Origin of the sequence: Paenarthrobacter sp. YIM B13468 (assembly GCF_042788025.1) — a bacterium.
GTDB lineage: Bacteria > Actinomycetota > Actinomycetes > Actinomycetales > Micrococcaceae > Arthrobacter > Arthrobacter aromaticivorans.
Genome location: NZ_JBHZPI010000021.1, coordinates 13,150 through 31,082 on the forward strand (window position 1 = coordinate 13,150; position 17,933 = coordinate 31,082).

Annotated in this window: 14 protein-coding genes; 9 read left to right on the forward strand and 5 right to left on the reverse strand. The window is 62.8% G+C overall.

Going from position 1 to position 17,933, the window contains the following annotated elements; genetic code table 11:
- The first annotated feature begins 8 nt into the window (after positions 1–8).
- The 4 genes from ACFX4T_RS18555 (at position 9) to ACFX4T_RS18570 (ending at position 5,798) form a co-directional block, all read left to right on the forward strand.
- Positions 9–890, forward strand: a complete 882-nt coding sequence (locus tag ACFX4T_RS18555) for a helix-turn-helix transcriptional regulator (RefSeq protein WP_216927065.1) — start codon at positions 9–11, stop codon at positions 888–890.
- A gap of 95 nt (positions 891–985) precedes the next feature.
- Entirely contained in the window at positions 986–1,915 is a 930-nt protein-coding gene (locus ACFX4T_RS18560) for a threonine/serine dehydratase (RefSeq protein WP_223947110.1), read from the forward strand.
- A gap of 145 nt (positions 1,916–2,060) precedes the next feature.
- Positions 2,061–3,050 (forward strand): LLM class flavin-dependent oxidoreductase, encoded by a 990-nt coding sequence (locus ACFX4T_RS18565; protein ID WP_216927067.1) that lies wholly within the window; start codon positions 2,061–2,063, stop codon positions 3,048–3,050.
- A 111-nt stretch (positions 3,051–3,161) separates the two neighbouring features.
- Positions 3,162–5,798, forward strand: a complete 2,637-nt coding sequence (locus ACFX4T_RS18570) for a trehalase-like domain-containing protein (RefSeq protein ID WP_377653225.1) — start codon at positions 3,162–3,164, stop codon at positions 5,796–5,798.
- Positions 5,799–5,877: 79 nt separating this feature from the next.
- On the opposite strand, the gene ACFX4T_RS18575 is transcribed toward ACFX4T_RS18570, so the two are convergent.
- Entirely contained in the window at positions 5,878–6,804 is a 927-nt protein-coding gene (locus ACFX4T_RS18575; RefSeq protein WP_216927069.1) for an AEC family transporter, read from the reverse strand.
- A gap of 165 nt (positions 6,805–6,969) precedes the next feature.
- Entirely contained in the window at positions 6,970–7,569 is a 600-nt protein-coding gene (locus ACFX4T_RS18580; protein WP_223947108.1) for a TetR/AcrR family transcriptional regulator, read from the reverse strand.
- Between the two features lie 206 nt (positions 7,570–7,775).
- On the opposite strand from ACFX4T_RS18580, the gene ACFX4T_RS18585 reads away from it, so the two are divergent.
- The 4 genes from ACFX4T_RS18585 to ACFX4T_RS18600 all read left to right on the forward strand — a co-directional run bounded on the left by ACFX4T_RS18585 (position 7,776) and on the right by ACFX4T_RS18600 (position 11,805).
- Positions 7,776–9,227 carry an APC family permease gene (locus ACFX4T_RS18585; RefSeq protein WP_223947107.1) on the forward strand — a complete coding sequence of 484 codons (1,452 nt, stop codon included), beginning with the start codon at positions 7,776–7,778 and terminating at the stop codon, positions 9,225–9,227.
- A 45-nt stretch (positions 9,228–9,272) separates the two neighbouring features.
- The gene (locus tag ACFX4T_RS18590) at positions 9,273–10,064 is read left to right on the forward strand and encodes a MoaF C-terminal domain-containing protein (RefSeq protein ID WP_223947106.1); all 792 of its coding nucleotides are present in this window, start codon (positions 9,273–9,275) and stop codon (positions 10,062–10,064) included.
- Positions 10,065–10,130: 66 nt separating this feature from the next.
- Entirely contained in the window at positions 10,131–10,463 is a 333-nt protein-coding gene (locus ACFX4T_RS18595; RefSeq protein WP_223947105.1) for a cupin domain-containing protein, read from the forward strand.
- Positions 10,441–11,805 (forward strand): flavin monoamine oxidase family protein, encoded by a 1,365-nt coding sequence (locus ACFX4T_RS18600; protein WP_377653229.1) that lies wholly within the window; start codon positions 10,441–10,443, stop codon positions 11,803–11,805. Before ACFX4T_RS18595 ends, ACFX4T_RS18600 begins: the two co-directional genes overlap by 23 nt.
- Positions 11,806–11,875: 70 nt before the next feature.
- Here the strand turns inward: ACFX4T_RS18600 and panD are convergent, their stop codons facing one another.
- The gene (panD, locus tag ACFX4T_RS18605) at positions 11,876–12,307 is read right to left on the reverse strand and encodes an aspartate 1-decarboxylase (protein ID WP_216927071.1); all 432 of its coding nucleotides are present in this window, start codon (positions 12,305–12,307) and stop codon (positions 11,876–11,878) included.
- Between the two features lie 140 nt (positions 12,308–12,447).
- On the opposite strand from panD, the gene ACFX4T_RS18610 reads away from it, so the two are divergent.
- Complete coding sequence (locus tag ACFX4T_RS18610; RefSeq protein WP_223947103.1) at positions 12,448–14,409, forward strand: FG-GAP-like repeat-containing protein; 1,962 nt, start codon at positions 12,448–12,450, stop codon at positions 14,407–14,409.
- Between the two features lie 7 nt (positions 14,410–14,416).
- Here the strand turns inward: ACFX4T_RS18610 and ACFX4T_RS18615 are convergent, their stop codons facing one another.
- Together ACFX4T_RS18615 and ACFX4T_RS18620 are read right to left on the reverse strand one after the other, a co-directional pair.
- Entirely contained in the window at positions 14,417–15,874 is a 1,458-nt protein-coding gene (locus ACFX4T_RS18615) for a rhamnulokinase family protein (protein ID WP_223947102.1), read from the reverse strand.
- A gap of 9 nt (positions 15,875–15,883) precedes the next feature.
- Positions 15,884–17,932: a bifunctional aldolase/short-chain dehydrogenase gene (locus tag ACFX4T_RS18620; RefSeq protein ID WP_377653232.1), complete on the reverse strand. Its 2,049-nt coding sequence runs from the start codon at positions 17,930–17,932 to the stop codon at positions 15,884–15,886.
- Position 17,933 lies beyond the last annotated feature (1 nt).

Consider the following 17,933-nt stretch of genomic DNA (forward strand, 5'->3'; position numbering starts at 1 on the left):
TGGAGGCCATGACACACAGCGATGATGTGCGGAAATTCCTGACCTCCCGCCGAGCAAGGATCACCCCTGAGGAGGCCGGGCTTCCCGCGTACGGCGGCAACCGGCGGGTTGCGGGGCTGCGCCGCGAGGAAGTCGCGATGCTCGCCGGGATGAGTATCGATTACTACATCCGCCTTGAGCGGGGAAACCTTTCCGGCGCCTCGGACAGTGTCCTTGAAGCACTTGGCCGAGCATTGAAGCTCGACGAGGCCGAGACCGCCCACTTATACGACTTGGCCCGTGCTGCCACCGCAGCTCCTCGGGTGCGGCGCAAGCGCAGCCCGCAGACAGTGAGGCCCAGTGTCCAGCGCGTCATTGACGCCATCACCGCTGCGCCGGCCTGGGTACGCAACGACCGCGGGGATGTCCTGGCCTCCAACGAGCTGGGCAACGCCCTGTACATGGATTTGATGGCCGAAGAAACCAAGCCGCCCAACAGTGCACGCTTCACGTTCCTGAATCCCAAAGCCCGGGAGTTCTTCGCCGACTGGGAACGGGCAGCTGATGACATAGTCGCGGTTCTGCGCTCCACCGCGGGGAAAAATCCCTACGACAAGGACCTCACGGACCTGATCGGTGAACTCTCCACCCGCAGCGAAGAGTTCCGCACACGCTGGGCCCGGCACGATGTGAAGTATCACCGCACTGGGCGCAAACGGCTTCACCACCCGGTGGTGGGGGACCTGGATCTCACCTTTGAAGCCCTTGAGCTGCCCGCAGACCCGGGGCTGAGGATCAACGTCTATACCGCCGACCCCAACACCACCTCAGAGGACGCCTTGAAAGTCCTCGCCAGCTGGGTAGCGACGCAACGCGAAACTACGGAAGCTGCAGTTAACGAGAAGAAATGAACCTTCACTGACCGTCCACGGTGCTGACCATTGTTCGACGCCCCAGCACCACCGCCCGAACCATAGGATGAAACGGACGAAAGGTGCAGCACACGATGGTCACACGCGAAGAAGTAGAGGCAGCATACTCACGGACGGCAGGCTGGGTACGGCACACACCGGTGGCTGAAAGCGGCAACCAGGAGCCGTATCACCTCTGGTTCAAGTGCGAGTACATGCAGCACACCGGAACGTTCAAGGCCCGGGGCGCGTTCAATCGATTGCTCACGGCGCGGGAGAATGGCGAACTGAACCCAGAGGTTGGCATTGTGGTGGCGTCCGGTGGGAACGCTGGCCTGGCCAACGCCTACGCGGCTTCGAAGCTGGGCGTTCCCGCTACGGTATTCGTCCCCGAGTCCGCACCTGCCAACAAGGTCCACAAGTTGTACGCCATCGGGGCCAGCGTGGTCCAAGGAGGCTCTGAGTATGCCGAGGCCTACGCTGCAGCCGTGAAGTTCGCCGAGGAAACAGGCGCGGTCTATTGCCACGCCTATGACCAGCCCGAGATTGTGGCCGGCGCAGGCGGCGTTGGCCTGGAACTGCTGGACGAATTGCCCGACGTCGATACCATCCTGGTTGCTGTAGGCGGGGGCGGGTTGATGGGTGGCATTGCCGCGGCCGTTGAAGGCCGGGCACATGTGGTGGGCGTCGAGCCTGAGACGGTTCCCACGCTGCACACCGCCTTGGCCAAGGGAGAGCCGGTGGATGTGGCAGTTTCCGGAATCGCCGCGGATTCCCTGGGGGCCCGGCGCATCGGGGAGATCGGATTCGGTGTTGCGCGTCGCACGGGTGTGCAGAGCGTGCTGGTCAGCGACGAGGACATCGTCCAGGCCCGCCGCACGCTGTGGGAGGAGTACCGAATGGTGGTGGAGCATGGCGCGGCTGCAGCCTACGCCGCGCTGCTCTCCGGTGCGTACGTGCCCAAGGATGGTGAGACGGTCGCCGTCGTTCTCTGCGGCGCCAACACGGATCCAGCGCACTTCTAAAAGGGCGCGTGGATTCAGGGACGCGGCGAAAGTAGCCCCTGCGCGACGCAACTCACAGAAATAAGCCGGGGACCGCCGTCGTTGTCGCTAGAGTGCCCGCCAACCAACAGTGCGGGTGCCGCGAAACGTACCGAAAGGCATCCCCGTGACTGTTCCTCTTTCCATCCTGGACCTGGCAACCATCGGAAAGGGCCAGACCGTGGCGGAAAGCCTCGCCGGCAGCGTTGCCATGGCGCAGAAGGCCGAAGAGCTGGGCTATCGCCGGGTCTGGTACGCCGAGCACCACAACATGTCAGCCATCGCTTCCTCGGCCACGAGTGTGCTGATCGCGCACGTCGCCGCCCACACGAACACCATCCGGCTTGGGGCCGGCGGCGTCATGCTTCCCAACCACTCGCCGTTGACTATCGCCGAGCAGTTCGGCACCCTGGAGACCCTGCACCCGGGACGCATCGATCTAGGCCTTGGCCGCGCCCCGGGCAGTGACCAGAACACCATGCGTGCGCTTCGCCGCGACCATACGTCCTCGGATGCTTTCCCGCAGGATGTCCTGGAACTGCAGGGCTACCTCACCGGACCTACTCGTATCCAGGGTGTCGAAGCGACCCCGGGAAAGGGCACCAACGTGCCGCTGTACATCCTGGGTTCCTCGCTGTTTGGGGCACAGCTGGCTGCGCAGCTTGGTCTGCCCTACGCGTTCGCTTCGCACTTCGCGCCTGCCGCCTTGCAGGATGCCGTGGCTATTTACCGCAGGGACTTCAAGCCCTCGGAACAGCTGTCCGAACCGCACGTGATCGCAGGGGTTAACGTCACTGCAGCGGACAGCAATGCCGAGGCCCAGGCGATCCATCTCGCCGTGAAGCGTGCCCGTGTCTCGCTGTTCTTTGGCGGCGGCCGGCAGTTCACGGATGACGAAGCGGATATGGTGCTGGATTCCCCGCAAGGCCAGCACATTTCCCAAATGATGAAGTACTCCGCCGTCGGTACGCCGGACGTTGTGCGCGACTACCTTGACGAGTTCGCCAAGCACTCCGATGCGGACGAACTCATCGTCGCCCACCAGAGCATTGGCACCCAGGAACGCCTGCGCTCGGTGGAACTGGTTGCCGAAGTTGCGGGGCTTGTGAGGGCGTAGCGGCCGGCATCGAAAATAAATTCGAAAGCTTTACGCATTTGCAATGATTTGGGCATGACGCCGAAACTCCACAGGCGGAGACTATAGCTATCCGCAGTGGAAGGATCCGCTATGCCTACGCCCTTAAATCAATCAGCCGCAGACTCTGCGCTGCTGATGAACTCGCTGCCGCTTGGCCTGCTCCGGACCTTGCTCCGGACGGACGCGCAGCAGGGCATCACACCCCAGTTGATGGCGGAGCTTAGGGCCATTGCCCGCGTCCCGGGTTTGCTGGTGGCGTGCAACTATGGCGGCACTCTTTGTTCAGCTGAAGGAACCTCCACCGAGACCCTGCCGCTGGACAGCGCCGCTGTGGCTCTCCGTGCGCTCGCAGCACTCCCTAATACGCATACGGCCATCATCTCGGGCCGGTCCTTGCGCGACCTGGCGGCGGTGTCCAGGTTGCCTGCGGAGGTTCATTTGGTGGGCTCCCACGGCGTTGAGTTCGACATGGGCTATGCGTATACCCTGTCCCTGGCCACGGAAACCCTGCTCCAGCAGGTAGCCACGGCATTGACTGAAGCGGTCGCTTTTGAGAAGGGCATCAGCATCGTCCGCAAGCCGGTGGGCGTTGCTGTCCACACCCGGCCCGCGACGCCGGAAGTGGTGGAACGCGTCATCTTCCGGTCCCAGCAGATTGCCATTGAGTACGGGCTCTATTTCATCATCGACGGCTCCGTGCTGGACCTTACCGTTGAGGAACCGGCCAAGGGCCAGGCCCTGGAGCAGCTTCGCTCGCGCCTGGGTGTGAGCGCTGCCCTATACGCGGGCGACGCCGAAAGCGACGAAAAGGCGCTCGCCACTTTGCGCGGCCCTGACCTTGGCCTTCACGTCGGGCCCGGGAGTACGACGGCGGCACACACCATACCGGATCCGGAAGCCTTTGCACGTGTGCTGGCTTTGTTGTTCGAACTGCGGCGGGCGTGGCTGTTCGGCGAGGACGCCGTGGGGCTGGAGCGGCATTCGATGATCGGGAACGGCACGTCAACGGCGTTGCTCACCCCTGACGCCAAGGTTTGCTGGATGACCCACCCCTTGCCGGACTCGGGGTCCCTGTTTGCGCATATCCTGGGCGGTGAACCGGCGGGCCACTTCAGCATCGAACCAGTCAAGCGTTCGCAAGTACTCGCCCAGCGCTATGTGGACAACACCATGATCGTGGAGACCCGTTGGGCCGACGTCACCGTGACGGACTATCTTGAGCCCGCACCTGAAGGCATCACCAGCCTGGTCCGTGTTCTGTCCGGCACGGGTACGGCCCGGATAGTGTTCGCGCCCCGGCCGGACTATGCCACTGCGCCCTTCAGTATGGAGATCCGTGGCGAGGAAGTCCACATCATGGGCACCTCGGATCCCATCATCCTCTCGGCGCCAGGGGTTGCCTTCCAGATCACCAGCGACGGCAGGTACGCCACGGCCACCGCTGAAGTGCCGCTGCAATATGGTCCTGTGGTGCTGAACCTGCGCTGCGGTGACACAGAGCCGCCACCCGCGGACCCGGTTGGAGAGCCGGCGCGGCGTGCCGCCGTCGGGCAGTCTGCGCGGGAGTGGGTCAAGACGCTGCAGCTGCCCACCATCAAGACCTCACTGGTGCGGCGCTCTGCGCTGGTTCTGAGGTCGCTGGTGCATGAGCCCACGGGTGCTGTCCTTGCGGCACCAACTACGTCCCTGCCGGAGGGAATCGGCGGGACGCGCAACTGGGACTACCGGTATTGCTGGCTGCGCGACGGGTCCATGACCGTTAATTCCTTGGTGAGCTTGGGGTCCACGGACGAGGCCGACGGGTTCCTCTGCTGGCTTGGCCGCATCCTGGAAACTGCGCCCGGGCCGGAGTGGCTCCACCCGCTGTACTCGGTGACCGGTGCTCCACTGTCCACGGAAGCGATCGTCGAGAGCCTTCCAGGCTATGCCGGTTCGCGTCCGGTGAGGATCGGGAACGCGGCCGACCACCAGGTGCAGTTGGACGTCTTTGGCCCGATAGCCGAGCTGATTCACGATCTTGGCGAGCGGCGCGGGTACCTGCCGGATGACCACTGGTTCCTGATGGAGCAGATGGCCCACGCCGTCATTGCCCGCTGGCACGAGCCAGACCACGGAATCTGGGAAGCTCGTAGACCACCACGGCACCACGTATACACCAAGGTCATGTGTTGGGTAACGCTGGACCGGGCCTTGCGAACCGCTGCTTTGCATGGTCGTGTGGCGCACGAGGACTGGGCGCCGACAGCTGCCAGGATCCGGAAGGAAGTCCTACGGCAGGGCTGGGACGAGTCCGCGCAGTCCTACACCGTGGCCTATGACAGCCCTGATCTGGATGCCGCAGTGCTGCATATCGGCTTGTCCGGCCTGCTGGATGTCCAGGACCAGCGGTTCCTGGATACCGTAACGGCCGTTGAGCGCGAACTGCGTGTGGGTCCCACCGTCTTTAGGTACAGGTACGACGACGGCCTGCCGGGTTTGGAGGGCGGCTTCCACATCTGCACCACCTGGCTGATCGAGGCGTACCTTGCTGTAGGACGCTTGGACGATGCTCTGGAGCTGTTCAACCAGCTAGTCGCTTTGTTTGGTCCTACTGGCCTGCTACCGGAGGAATACGATCCTGCCTCGGAAACGCACCTGGGTAATCACCCGCAGGCATACTCCCACCTGGGCTTCATCCGGTGTGCACAGCTCCTTGACCATTATCTGGCCAGCGCAGACGTCGAGTAGCCCAACTGAGTCGCATTTGTGCGCGTTTTGAGCGCCCAAAACGCGCACAAATGCGACCTAGTTGGGGGAGGCGGGGCAATCAGGTGAGCAGCAGCGCCACGGCGATCATCGCTGGCACGGCGACGATGGTCGTGATGAGCACGGTGTCCTTGGCAACGGTGACGCCGGCGCGGTAGCGGGTGGCGGCGACGAACACGTTCTGGGCCGTCGGGAGCGCCGCGGTCACCACCACGGCGAAGAGGGCATGCCCGTCCATCCCCAAGGCAAAGCGGGCAAACACATAAGCGATTGAAGGGTGCACGAACAGCTTGAACCCGCTGGCCAGCAGCGTGTCCAGGCGCCGTCCGGTGTCCTTCTGCAAAGGCCTTGATCCGTTCAGGCTCATGCCGAACGCCATGAGCATGGCCGGAATCGCGGCGCCGCCAATCAGGTGGATGGGTTCCAGAATGAGCGTAGGTACCTGGAAACCAGTTCCTGCCACCAGAAGTCCAAGCCCCGAGCCTACGATCATCGGGTTTTTCACGATCATGAGCAGGAACCGCAGGGGAGTTGTGCGGTGGGTGCTGGTGCTGGCATCGAGCGCCATCAAGTACATCGGCGTGAAGAACGCCAGCTGGAAGATCAGCAGCGGCGCCACATAGCTCGCGTCGCCCAGGACAAAGACGGCGATCGGGATACCCAGGTTCGCCGAGTTGGCCAGGGAAGCACTCATCGATGACATCAGGGCTTCGGGCATGGTGCGCTTGAGCCAGAACTTCACTATCAGGAAGAACAACAGACCAGTGATGATGGCCCCCACCGCAGTGACCAGCAGTGGGGCGGCAAATACCTCGTGCAGCTTGGCCTTGCTCAGGGTTTCGAAGAGTAGCGCCGGGCTTGCGACGAAGAACGTCAACGAGCTCAGGACCGAGCGGGCGTTCTCACCCAGGATTTCGCGACGCCCAACGAACATGCCCACCAGGATGATGGCCCACACCACGAAGAACCCGGACAGGACGCCGATCATGAGGGCGTGCGGGCGGGGAGGTGTTGGGTCACGAACAACAGCTTAGGCATAAATACGATCTGAGTAAGCGTTTTCTCGGAAAAGTTCCGTCATGCGGACGGCTGAGTAATCGTGCTGTACAAACGCGCTCGACGTCGGCACTCAGGTGAGTGCCGACGTCGAGCATTAGTTTTTTCCCGGCTTTCCCGGCGTTCCGTTCACGGATTCCAGAGCGGCGATCAGTCGCTCCACCTGATTGACGGCGGACTTGATCCGGGCGGGGTCGCCAATGGTGAGGAATTGAATCATGAGGCCGTCAAGGGCGGCGAAGATGGCCAGGGATGCTTCGTTGCCCGTATCCAGCCCGCGGCGTGTCAAGGCCTCTTCAACGGTGTTGACATAGTTGGCGTAGAGGCGCTCCACCATCGCACGGATCTGGGGGTTACGCCTAGATTCGAGGATCATTTCGAACTGGAACAACTGGAGTTCAGGTTCGGCAGAGACTGTAGCGATGAGTGTATCGGCGAAGTTGCCGTCGAAGTCCGCGATTCCCGACAACCCGGTTTCCTCAATGGACCGCTGGACTGACCATTCCATCGTGGCGGCCAGGAGGCCTTCCATGGAGCCGAAGTGGTGCGTGATCAGCGCGTGGTTGACGCCGGCGCGGGTCGCGACGGACCTGTAGGTCGCCCCACGCAGGCCTTTCTCCGCTACGACGTCAAGCACGGCAGCCAAAAGGGCGTCCCGACCGTCTCCGTAGGGCAACTTCCGCGCTTCCTGGCTCATATAGCGAGTCTAGCCGTGGAGAAATTCTGGAACGGAACCCGTTGACACTTCAAACTATACAAACGTATAGTTTGAAGTGTGGCCCGGATCACCCGTCGCCAAGAGCAGCTTCAGCCCCACCGCCCCGGCATTCGTCCACGGGCCGCAGGGCTCCCCATCCCTCCGCAGTGGCGATGATGCCAGTGCATTTTGGAAAGAACAGCCTCATGAACGAATCCAGTAAGACCTCGGCCCCAGCTGGTCTCAAAGATGCCGGTCCCTCGGCCGGCGCCGTCCGGCTCAGGGCGAACAAGCTAGGCGTCGTTGCCGTAGCCTTCTTCGCCATTGCGGCCGCAGCCCCCATGGCCGCTGTTGTGGGAGCCAGTCCCGTCATCTTCTCCGCGAGCGGGCCCGGAACTCCGGTTGTGTATGTCATAGCAGCTCTTTTGGTTGCGCTGTTTTCGGTGGGATACCTGAGAATGAGCCAGCACATCACCAACGCAGGCGGATTTGTTGCCTACATCGCGAAAGGCTTGGGCAACAAGTGGGCCACGGGTGGCGCGGGAATCGCAATCCTTACCTATCTCAGCCTCCAGATCGGGTTGTGGTCCCAGTTCGGTGTGTTTGCCCAGCAACTCGTGGAAAGCCTCACGGGTGTGGGACTGCCGGTCTACTTTTGGATCGTCGCTGTCCTGGCGCTCACCACTGTGCTCACCATGAAAGGCGTGGACGCCAGCTTGAAGGTGCTGGGAGTGCTCATCCTTGGCGAAACGCTGGTGGTGGCCGCGCTTGTTGCCTCTTTGATTGCGCAAAAGGGGTTGGGGATCTTTACGTTCGCCGGGTTTACGGGTGAGAACATCTTCGGGCCCGGCCTGGGGATCTCATTGCTGTTCGCCTTTGCCTGCTTTACCAGCTTCGAAGCCACGGTGGTCTTCGCCGAAGAAGCCAGGAATCCGCGGCGAACCATCCCGCGGGCCGCCTACCTCGTCATTGCCTTCATCGGCGTCTTCTATATGTTGTCCACATGGGCCATCAGCGGAGCGGTGGGTATTGACGGGATCCAGGCCATCGCCACGGCAAATCCGTCCGGGATGATCTTCGACCTCGCCGAATCCAGCGCAGGTGCCTGGCTGAGCCTCGCCATGCAGGTCTTAGTGGTCACGAGCTTCATCGCGATGCTCCTGGGCTTGTCCAACATGTTCTCCCGGTACCTCTTTGCGCTCGGCAGGTCCGGCGCACTCCCGGCCAGGCTGTCCTCCGTTTCCGCGACCGGGGCGCCCGCCTTTGCCGGCCTGGTCAATTCCTTGGTTGTCCTGGCAGTGATTAGTGCCTTCCTGCTGGCCGGTGCGGACCCGATCGCCACCGTCTTCGCCTGGTTTGTGGCGCTGGGAACAGCAGGTTTCATCTCAATCCTGCTGCTGACCTCCGCTGCGGTCCTGCTGTACTTCGCCAGATCAGGGATCCGGGACAACATCTGGGTCACAGTGATCGCACCCGCACTGTCCCTCGTGGCGTTTGTTGTGGTGGGGTACCTCACCTTGGACAACTATGACGTCCTACTCGGAGGCGCAGGAGGGGTGGCCCGCTGGCTCCTCCTGGGCATCCCGCTCATATTCATGGCGGGGCTGATCCGGGGAACCCAAAAACCCACCATCAACTACGCCGCAGAAATCGTCTGAGCTGAATGCCTTGAGCTTCTCTACATCAACAAAAGGACCAAACCCATGACCACCACTGAACTGCAGGACTACGTCCCCGAGGAAGAATGGCCCCCGGTCTCCACCATGCTGGACGGCTTCGGGGCTCAGACCCTGCCTGCTTCACCTGCACTGGCCGCCACAATTGTTTCCTTCCAGGCAGCTGACGGCACCCCCAGCGAGTACAACTTCCTCACCCCGTCAACCCTCACCTGGACCGAGGGCACGGCCAGCGGGACCGCTGCCTATAAGGCGATTGAAGCCCGCCCGGGAATTTTCATCATCGATTTCGTTCGCGGCAAAGACGCCGACGCCGAAAATGTCACCGTTATCTTTGACCAATCCACAGGAGCCATCACCGCTGCCGTCTCCGGATTTGTCCGCTCGGACGGGAAAGTCCGGGGTCATACCGACTTCACACATTCCAACACCAGCGGCCAGCCCACAGTGCACCAACGATCGGCGGACCTCGTAGGAAAACGCATCTTCTATCGCTACAGCGACATCGAATCGTACGAGCACATCTACCTGAATCAGGGAACGTTCACGTGGCACTGTGTCCGGGGAGGGGAAGCAGGGCTCGCTGATACGGACCGCTGCATGACTTGGGCAGTGGCGGAGGATCTCTACATCTTTTTCTGGACCGAACAGGTGATGACTGTTGAAGCGGTGCTCTTGATCGATCTGCGCGAGCAGCGCTCCATCGGGCGGATGTTCGGCTGGGACAATCCCTCCGCTGAACCAGTTACTTTGCCGTTCAACTCCAGGCTCACGGTCCTGAACACCACGAGCTACCCGCAGGACACCCACAAACACTGATACCCCACACATAGCTTGTGGAGGTCCACCTCCGCGCAACAACCACCACCACAGAGGAGCAGCACCATGTCCCAGGTCTTCCATGCCCGCCTTGACCACGCCGCCTTTGAACCGTTTGCACTCGGTACTGTTCAATGGCTTCGGCGTCCAGGTGACAACGGCAATGAGGCGCTTAGCGGCGGCATCTGGAAAGTCACCCCTGAGGAAGCACCGGAACCGTTCGACCTTCCGATTGACCAGGATGAAACCATTTACATCGTGTCCGGTCATCTCCGCATCGAGGTCAAGGGCGCGACCACCCTTGAGCTGAAGGAAGGGTCCATGGCCTCGCTGTCCAAGGGGGCAATGACCCGCTGGAGTGTCTTGGAACCGACCGTTGAATTCTTCGTCTACAGCTGAAGAACGGGGCACAGTGGAAACCTCCGACGTCATTGTTATTGGGGCTGGTTTCGCCGGTCTCACAGCAGCAAGGGAGCTGTCCCGCAGCGGACACCGCACCATACTGCTGGAGGCGAAAGACCGCATCGCCGGACGGACCCACCTGGCGGAGCACCTTGGCCGGGACCTGGAACTCGGTGGCACCTGGGTGCACTGGACCCAGCCTTTTGTCTGGGCGGCAATGGGCCGGTATGGCATCAAGGCCCTGCCCGGGCCGGAATTCACCCAGGCTTCCTGGACCGTAAACGGACAGAGGCATCAAGGCACCGCAGAAAGCTTGCTGGAATTGCTGGATGGTCCGAATCGAATGCTCCTTGCTGCGGCCCGGCGCTATTTTCCCCTTCCGTGGTCACCTCTGGATAACCCTGATGTGGCGGATATCGACGAGCTCACACTCTCGGAAGCAATCGACCGATTGGATCTCCCCGAGGACCAGCGCCAGCTGCTGAGGTCTTTCTGGACGTTGAATTTCAACGGCAAGCTGGACCAAGCGGCGTACTCCCAGGCATTGCGCTGGTGCGCCGTGGCAAGTGGGGACTGGAAGCTGATGTTCGAGGCGTGCGCTAGCTTCAAGATCGACGGCGGCACCCGCCGCCTCGCCGAAGCGATCCTTGCGGACTCAACAGCCGAGCTGCGGCTGAATCAGGTGGTGTGTTCCATCAAACAGGATGACAAGGGAGTCCTTGTGACTACTGTCGCGGGCAAGCAATACACGGCCCGTCAGCTCATTCTCGCGCTACCGCTCAGCGTGCTCAACCACATTGATATCCAACCCCCGCTGTCGCGCGGGAAGAAGGAGGCGGCAGCAAGGGGACAGGCGGGCTTGGGCGCAAAACTGTGGATCAGGGTGCAAGGCCGGCAGGAGAGGTTCGTCGCGTTCGGTCCTGAGACAGCCGCCCTGAACTTCGTCCAAGCCGAGTACATCGACCATGACACCACCACCCTGGTCTGCTTCGGGCCCGACGCCGGGGCCGTGGACCTCACCGACGCCGCCGCAGCACAACGTCACCTTGACGCCATTGTCCCGGGGTTGAAAGTGCTCGATGTGGCCGGACACGACTGGGTGGCCGACGAATATGCCCGCTCCACCTGGCCCATGCACTACACGGGGTACCTGACCCGGTCCCTGGCGGAACTCCAGCGGCCGGAGGGAAGAATCCGCCTCGCGGGATCTGACTTCGCCAACGGCTGGGGAGGGTTCATCGACGGTGCCATCGAGAGCGGCTTTGACGCAGCCCGCGAAGCAGCATCCGCCCTTGGCAACGACGCGAGGTCACCCTTCCAAGCTCCTGTCGTTGTCTAAAACAACCCGAAACGCGCTCGACGTCGGCACTCTGGTGAGTGCCGACGTCGAGGTTTGGCTTTTGGCCGGGTTAACTGAGGTGCGCTGCGTTGCTCAGCGCGTGCGGCGGGCGCATAAGCCCGGGGGTGTGGCCTTCGGCGGGGTCGTTGCCGAGCTGAAGGATCTGGTTGTCCTTACCAACGTGCACAACCTTGGGTTCGTAGGCCCGGGCCTCTTCAGTGGTCATCTCCGCATAGGTGATGAGGATGACGACATCCCCTACATGAACCTGGTGGGCAGCCGCGCCGTTGATCCCGATGACGCCGGAACCGCGCTCGCCGGCGATGGTGTAGGTTTCCAGCCGGGCACCATTGGTGACGTCCACGATGGAGACGAGTTCGCCCGGAAGGATGTCAGCCGCGTCCAGCAGGTCAAGGTCGACAGTGACCGAGCCGACGTAGTGAAGATCGGCATGGGTCACCGTTGCGCGGTGGATCTTGGACTTGAACATTGTGCGGATCATAATGCGATCAGTTTAGCGCGGCACCCTCATCCGGCGCTGTGACGTACCAGACGCCTCTGGTTTTTGCCGCCGCCCATCGATACTGTTTGACGATCGGGGTCGGATGCTCAGATCCGCGACGCAGGAAGCCGGGGGGATTCATGGGTTCAAGTAAAGGGCTTTTCCGCGCGCCGAACATCCGTGTGGGCGTAGCCGCCGTGGTCATGGCATTTGTGATGGTGACAGGATTCATACCCGCAGCCAACGCGGAGCCCGTGGCCTTCCCACAAGCCCTGGCCCCAGGCAGCGCCGTTCCGACGGCGACCCTCGAGCCGCCGTCCAGCATTGCCGTACCTGCCCGATCCATTGCGTTCAACGGCGACGGGTCGCGTGCCTTCGTGGCGGGCCGCGATAAGTTCCACGCGATCGACGTTGCCAGCGACACCGTCGTTGCGAGTGTGGACGTTCCCGGCGCAGGTGACATGGTCCTCTCACGGGACGAAACGACCGCTTTCGTAGCTGCCGGCATTGGTATTCCGAACGTGACGATCATTGACGTGGCTTCGATGCGGGTCACTGGTGCGGTACCCATGGAAAAAGCCGGGAAATTGGCTGTTTCGCCGGACGGCGCCACCGTGTACGTGTCGGACGAATCCCTATCGGCCGGCTCCGTGGTTGTCATTGACGTCGCTGCCAGGAAAATCAAAACGGTGTTGCCGGTGGGGTCGGGCCCCGGCAGGCCAGTCATCGTAGCCGATGGCGCGAAAGTCTATGTCCCGAACTTGTTTGATGACACCGTCACCGTCATCAACGCTGCAACGAACACGGTCAGCAAAACTGTCCCGGTCCCCGTGGGGGTTTACGGCGGAGCCTTGTCGGCGGACGGATCCCGGGTCTACTTCACCTTCAGCAGTACCCAGGAAAGCGGTCTTTCCGTGATGTCCGTTGCTACCGACGCGTTGGTCGGGACCATTAGAACGACGAGTGAGCCGTCCCTGCCCGCACTGACTCCCGACGGCAAAACCGGCTACGCGGTGGATCAGGAACCCGGCAGATACGTCAACGGTCGCTTCGAAGCTGGCGCCTATTTCGTGGTCACGTTGGACCTCGTTAACAACACCTCCACGGCACTCGAGAACGGGTACGTAGGGCGGGACAAGCCCGTAGTGCGGGTCAGTGTGGATGGCACCCGGCTCTACATAGTGGGAACCTTTGCCGTGGTCAGGGCCTTGCCTTCGCAGAAATTCCTGGGAACGGAGTTCATGGGTGAGAATCCCGAGAATTTCATCCTCGAGCCGGGCGGAAGCAAAGGCTACGGGACGTTCATCGACGGAAACAGGATCTTGGTTCTCCGCGCCCCGGTCATTGAACATATCCGCAAGGACTACAACTCGGACGGCGCCACCGACGTCCTGGCCAGGGACGGGAACGGTGCGTTGTGGCTCTACCCTGGCAACGCCAACACAGGCTGGCTCCCACGCAAGCAGGTGGGCTCCGGCTGGAACGTCATGAACCTCATCGCCACCCCGGGGGACTTCAACGGCGACCACTTTCCGGACATCCTGGCGCGCGACGGTGTCGGCGACCTCTGGCTGTACCCCGGAAACGGGGCCTCGGACTGGCTGCCCCGGTCCAAGGTGGGTACGGGCTGGAACTCGATGACCGCCGTCGTCACCCCCGGAGATTTCAACTTCGATGGCAAGACGGACATAGTCGCCCGTGACGGTGCCGGTGATTTGTGGCTTTATCCCGGCGACGGCACCGGCGGCTGGCTGCCCCGTACCAGGATCGGCACGGGGTGGAACGAGATGACGGCGATCCTCGGTCCGGGCAATACTAATGAAGCCGGCAATGACATCCTCGCCCGGGATCGCGCAGGCACCCTTTGGCTTTACCAACGGACCACAGCCGGGGAATGGCGCAGCAGGATGCTGGTGGGGATCGAGTGGAACGGGATGACCGCAATGGTGACCCCAGGGGACTTCGACAGCGACGACCAGCCAGACCTCCTGGCCCGCGACGGCACCGGAAATCTCTGGCTGTATCCCGGGAGGCCATCGGGCGGATACCTGCCCCGAGTGCTGGTGGGGGTTGGCTGGAACGTCATGACGGTCATCGCCTGACCATTCGTTACACCAGCGCCCCTGCCGGTTCGTAACGCTCCAGCTCTGTTCCCGCCGCCACCTGGGCACGCAGTTCCTTGAGCCCACCGGTCACCACTCCTGCCGCGCGGGCCTGAACCAGGACGTTGCCCTGCGCCGTCGCCTCAATGGGCCCGGCGATCACGGGCTTCCCAGTGGCGTCCGCTGTCAGTTGGCATAGGAGCCGGTTCTGCGAACCGCCGCCCACAATGTGCACCACGCTGGTGCTGCGGCCGGTGAGCCGCTCGGCGTCGGCCAATGTGCGGGCGTAACCGGCGGCGAGGCTGTCCATGATGCAACGCACGACGGCGGCAGGCCGGTCCGCAAGCACGGAACCTGTGTTCCGCACGGCTGCGCGAATGCGGTCCGGCATGTTGTCCGGAGCTGTGAAGGCCGGGTCGTCGGCGTTGATTCGTGGACCGTCGGCGGAAAGAGCGGCGGCCGCGTTCAGCAGCGAGGTCAGCGATTGGCTGAACCCTTGCGCCGCCCAAGCACGTTGGCACTCGCTGAGCAGCCAGAGCCCGCCGACATTCCGCAGGTACCGGATGGTGCTGTCCACGCCGCGTTCGTTGGTGAAGTTGGCCTTACGGCTTGCTTCGCTGAGCACGGGAGCGTCCAGCTCCACCCCCACCAGGGACCACGTTCCCGAGGAAATGTAGGCGAAATCCGGCACTTCAGCGGGGACAGCCGCGACAGCCGAAGCGGTGTCATGCGAACCCACTGCCACCACTACCGTGTCCGAGGGCAGCCCTGTTTGCTCAAGCACCGAGGGCAGCAGCGTGCCCACGGTTTCGCCGGGTTGGATGAGCGGAGGGAAGATGTCTCCCGGCAGGCCCAGTGCGTCGAGGAACTCGGTGGCCCACTCTCCCGTCTCAGCATTGAAGAGCCCTGTGGTGGAGGCGTTTGTAGCCTCCGTCCGGCGTTCTCCCGTGAGCAGGAAGGCGATCAGGTCCGGGATGAGGAGAGCCTGCAAACCATCCAGCTTTGGTTCCGCTGCCAGCTGGTACAGCGTGTTGAACTGCAGGTATTGCAAACCCGTTGTGGCATATAACTTCTCCGGGGAGATCGCAGAGTGCACGCGTTCCACCGTCGCCCGGCTGCGCTCGTCCCTATAGCTGTACGGTTGCGTGGTGAGTTCACCGGCGTCGTTCACCAGGCCATAGTCCACTGCCCAAGTGTCGATGCCAATGCTGAGGATGCGCTCACCATTCCCACTCGCGACGGCAGCGGCGGCGGACAAGCCATTGAGTACCTCCGCGAAGAGGGCGTCGAAGTCCCAGCGGAGGCCGCCGTCGAGCTCTACAACTCCGTTGGGGAAGCGGTGGATGGTCTCGAGGGCCACACCCGAAGTGGGCGAGACGCGGCCCAGCATGACGCGACCGGAAGAGGCGCCAATATCCACTGCCGCGAAGACTGCTTTGCTGTTCGCGGTGGTTCCTTTGACCATCTGGCAGCCCTAGCGCAGGAAGGCGGCAGCAACGCCCGCGTCCACGGGGATGTGCAGGCCGGTGGTGTGGGACAGCTCATTGCTGGTGAGCACGGAGACGGCGTTGGCAACGTGTTCCGGCAGCACCTCCCGCTTCAGCAGTGTGCGCTGGGCATAGTACTTGCCCAGTTCCTGCTCGTCCACACCGTAAACCGCTGCGCGTTTGGCGCCCCAGCCGCCGGCGAAGATGCCGGAGCCACGGACCACGCCGTCGGGGTTGATGCCGTTGACGCGCACGCCGAACTCGCCCAGTTCAGCAGCGAGCAGGCGGACCTGGTGGGCTTGGTCGGCTTTGGTGGCGGAGTAGGCGATGTTGTTCGGACCGGCGAACACGGAGTTCTTGGAGGAGATGTAGATGATGTCTCCGCCCATGCCCTGGTCGATCATGACCTTGGCCGCGGCCTTGGACACCAGGAACGAGCCCTTGGCCATGACGTTGTGCTGGAGGTCCCAGTCCTTCTCGGTGGTTTCGAGCAACGGCTTGGAGATGGACAGGCCAGCGTTGTTGACCACCAGGTCCAAGCCCCCGAACGCGAGCACGGCTTCCTGGATCGCGGCTGCGATCTGGGCTTCGTTGGTTACGTCAGCCTGGACGCCGATGGCGACGTCGGATCCGCCCAGTTCCGCGGCTACAGCCTGGGCGTTCTCAAGGTTCAGGTCGGCAATCACTACGCACGCGCCGTCGGCCGCCAAACGGGTGGCGATCGCCTTGCCAATGCCCGACGCCGCGCCGGTCACCAGTGCGATGCGGGTGGCGTGGGACTTGGGCTTGGGCATGCGGGCGAGCTTGGCTTCTTCCAGTGCCCAGTACTCGATGCGGAATTTCTCGGATTCCTCGATCGGGGCGTAGGTGGAGATGGCCTCGGCGCCGCGCATCACGTTGATGGCGTTGATGTAGAACTCGCCGGCAACGCGTGCGGTCTGCTTGTCCTTGCCGAAGGAGAACATGCCGACGCCGGGGATGAGCACGATCGCCGGGTCGGCTCCGCGCAATGCGGGTGAATCTGAGTCGGCGTGGCGGTCGTAGTAGGCCTGGTAATCCTGACGGTATTCGGCGTGGAGTTCCTTCAACCGGTTCACCGCATCTTCGATTGACGCGTCCGCGGGAAGGTCCAGGATCAGGGGCTTGACCTTGGTGCGCAGGAAATGGTCCGGGCAGGAGGTGCCGAGCGCGCCGAGCCGCGGGTGCTCGGAGGATTCAAGGAAGTCAAGCACGACGGCGTCATCACTGAAGTGCCCCAGTTGCGGTTTGTCCGTGGAGGCCAGGCCGCGGATTACAGGGGCCAGGGCTGCCGCTTTGGCGCGGCGTTCGTTCTCGGGGAGGGCGCCGTAACCCGGCAGGGCGGGACCGAAAGGCTCGGCCTTGCCGTTCTCCGCGATGAACTTCTCTGCCTGGTCGATGATCCACAGCGAGTTGGCCTCAGCCTCTTCGCTGGTGGCACCCCACGCCGTGATGCCGTGCCCGCCAAGAATGGTGCCGATGGCCTGCGGGTTTGCTTCCTTGATCGCGGCGATGTCCAAGCCCAGCTGGAAACCGGGGCGACGCCAGGGAACCCACACAACTTTGTCCCCGAATACCTTTGACGTCAGCGCCTCGCCGTCCACCGCCGTCGCAATCGCGATGCCCGAGTCGGGGTGCAGGTGGTCAACATGCGCAGCGTCCACCAGGCCGTGCATGGCGGTATCGATCGAGGGAGCCGCGCCGCCCTTGCCGTGCAGGCAGTAATCGAACGCGGCCACCATTTCGTCTTCACGCTCGACGCCGGGGTAAACGGACTTCAGTGCCTGCAACCGGTCCAGCCGGAGTACAGCGAGGTTCTCCGCCTTCAGCGTGCCGAGGTCGCCGCCGGAGCCCTTGACCCACAGCAGCTGGACGTCCTGGCCGGTGACAGGGTCCTTCTCGACCCCCTTGGCGGAGGTGTTGCCGCCGGCGAAGTTGGTGTTCCGCTTGTCCGCGCCGAGGCGGTTGGAACGGGTGATCAGGTCTTCAACAGTTTTGTTGGTTTCATGCGTGGTCATG

What these genes read in the sequence shown, in the direction of transcription:
- ACFX4T_RS18555 (WP_216927065.1), top strand. Translation starts at nt 9, where the DNA reads ATGACACACAGCGATGATGTGCGGAAATTCCTGACCTCCCGCCGAGCA.
- ACFX4T_RS18560 (WP_223947110.1), top strand. Translation starts at nt 986, where the DNA reads ATGGTCACACGCGAAGAAGTAGAGGCAGCATACTCACGGACGGCAGGC.
- ACFX4T_RS18570 (WP_377653225.1), top strand. Translation starts at nt 3,162, where the DNA reads ATGCCTACGCCCTTAAATCAATCAGCCGCAGACTCTGCGCTGCTGATG.
- ACFX4T_RS18575 (WP_216927069.1), bottom strand. Translation starts at nt 6,804, where the DNA reads ATGATCGGCGTCCTGTCCGGGTTCTTCGTGGTGTGGGCCATCATCCTG.
- ACFX4T_RS18580 (WP_223947108.1), bottom strand. Translation starts at nt 7,569, where the DNA reads ATGAGCCAGGAAGCGCGGAAGTTGCCCTACGGAGACGGTCGGGACGCC.
- ACFX4T_RS18585 (WP_223947107.1), top strand. Translation starts at nt 7,776, where the DNA reads ATGAACGAATCCAGTAAGACCTCGGCCCCAGCTGGTCTCAAAGATGCC.
- ACFX4T_RS18590 (WP_223947106.1), top strand. Translation starts at nt 9,273, where the DNA reads ATGACCACCACTGAACTGCAGGACTACGTCCCCGAGGAAGAATGGCCC.
- ACFX4T_RS18595 (WP_223947105.1), top strand. Translation starts at nt 10,131, where the DNA reads ATGTCCCAGGTCTTCCATGCCCGCCTTGACCACGCCGCCTTTGAACCG.
- panD (WP_216927071.1), bottom strand. Translation starts at nt 12,307, where the DNA reads ATGATCCGCACAATGTTCAAGTCCAAGATCCACCGCGCAACGGTGACC.
- ACFX4T_RS18610 (WP_223947103.1), top strand. Translation starts at nt 12,448, where the DNA reads ATGGGTTCAAGTAAAGGGCTTTTCCGCGCGCCGAACATCCGTGTGGGC.
- ACFX4T_RS18615 (WP_223947102.1), bottom strand. Translation starts at nt 15,874, where the DNA reads ATGGTCAAAGGAACCACCGCGAACAGCAAAGCAGTCTTCGCGGCAGTG.
- ACFX4T_RS18620 (WP_377653232.1), bottom strand. Translation starts at nt 17,932, where the DNA reads ATGACCACGCATGAAACCAACAAAACTGTTGAAGACCTGATCACCCGT.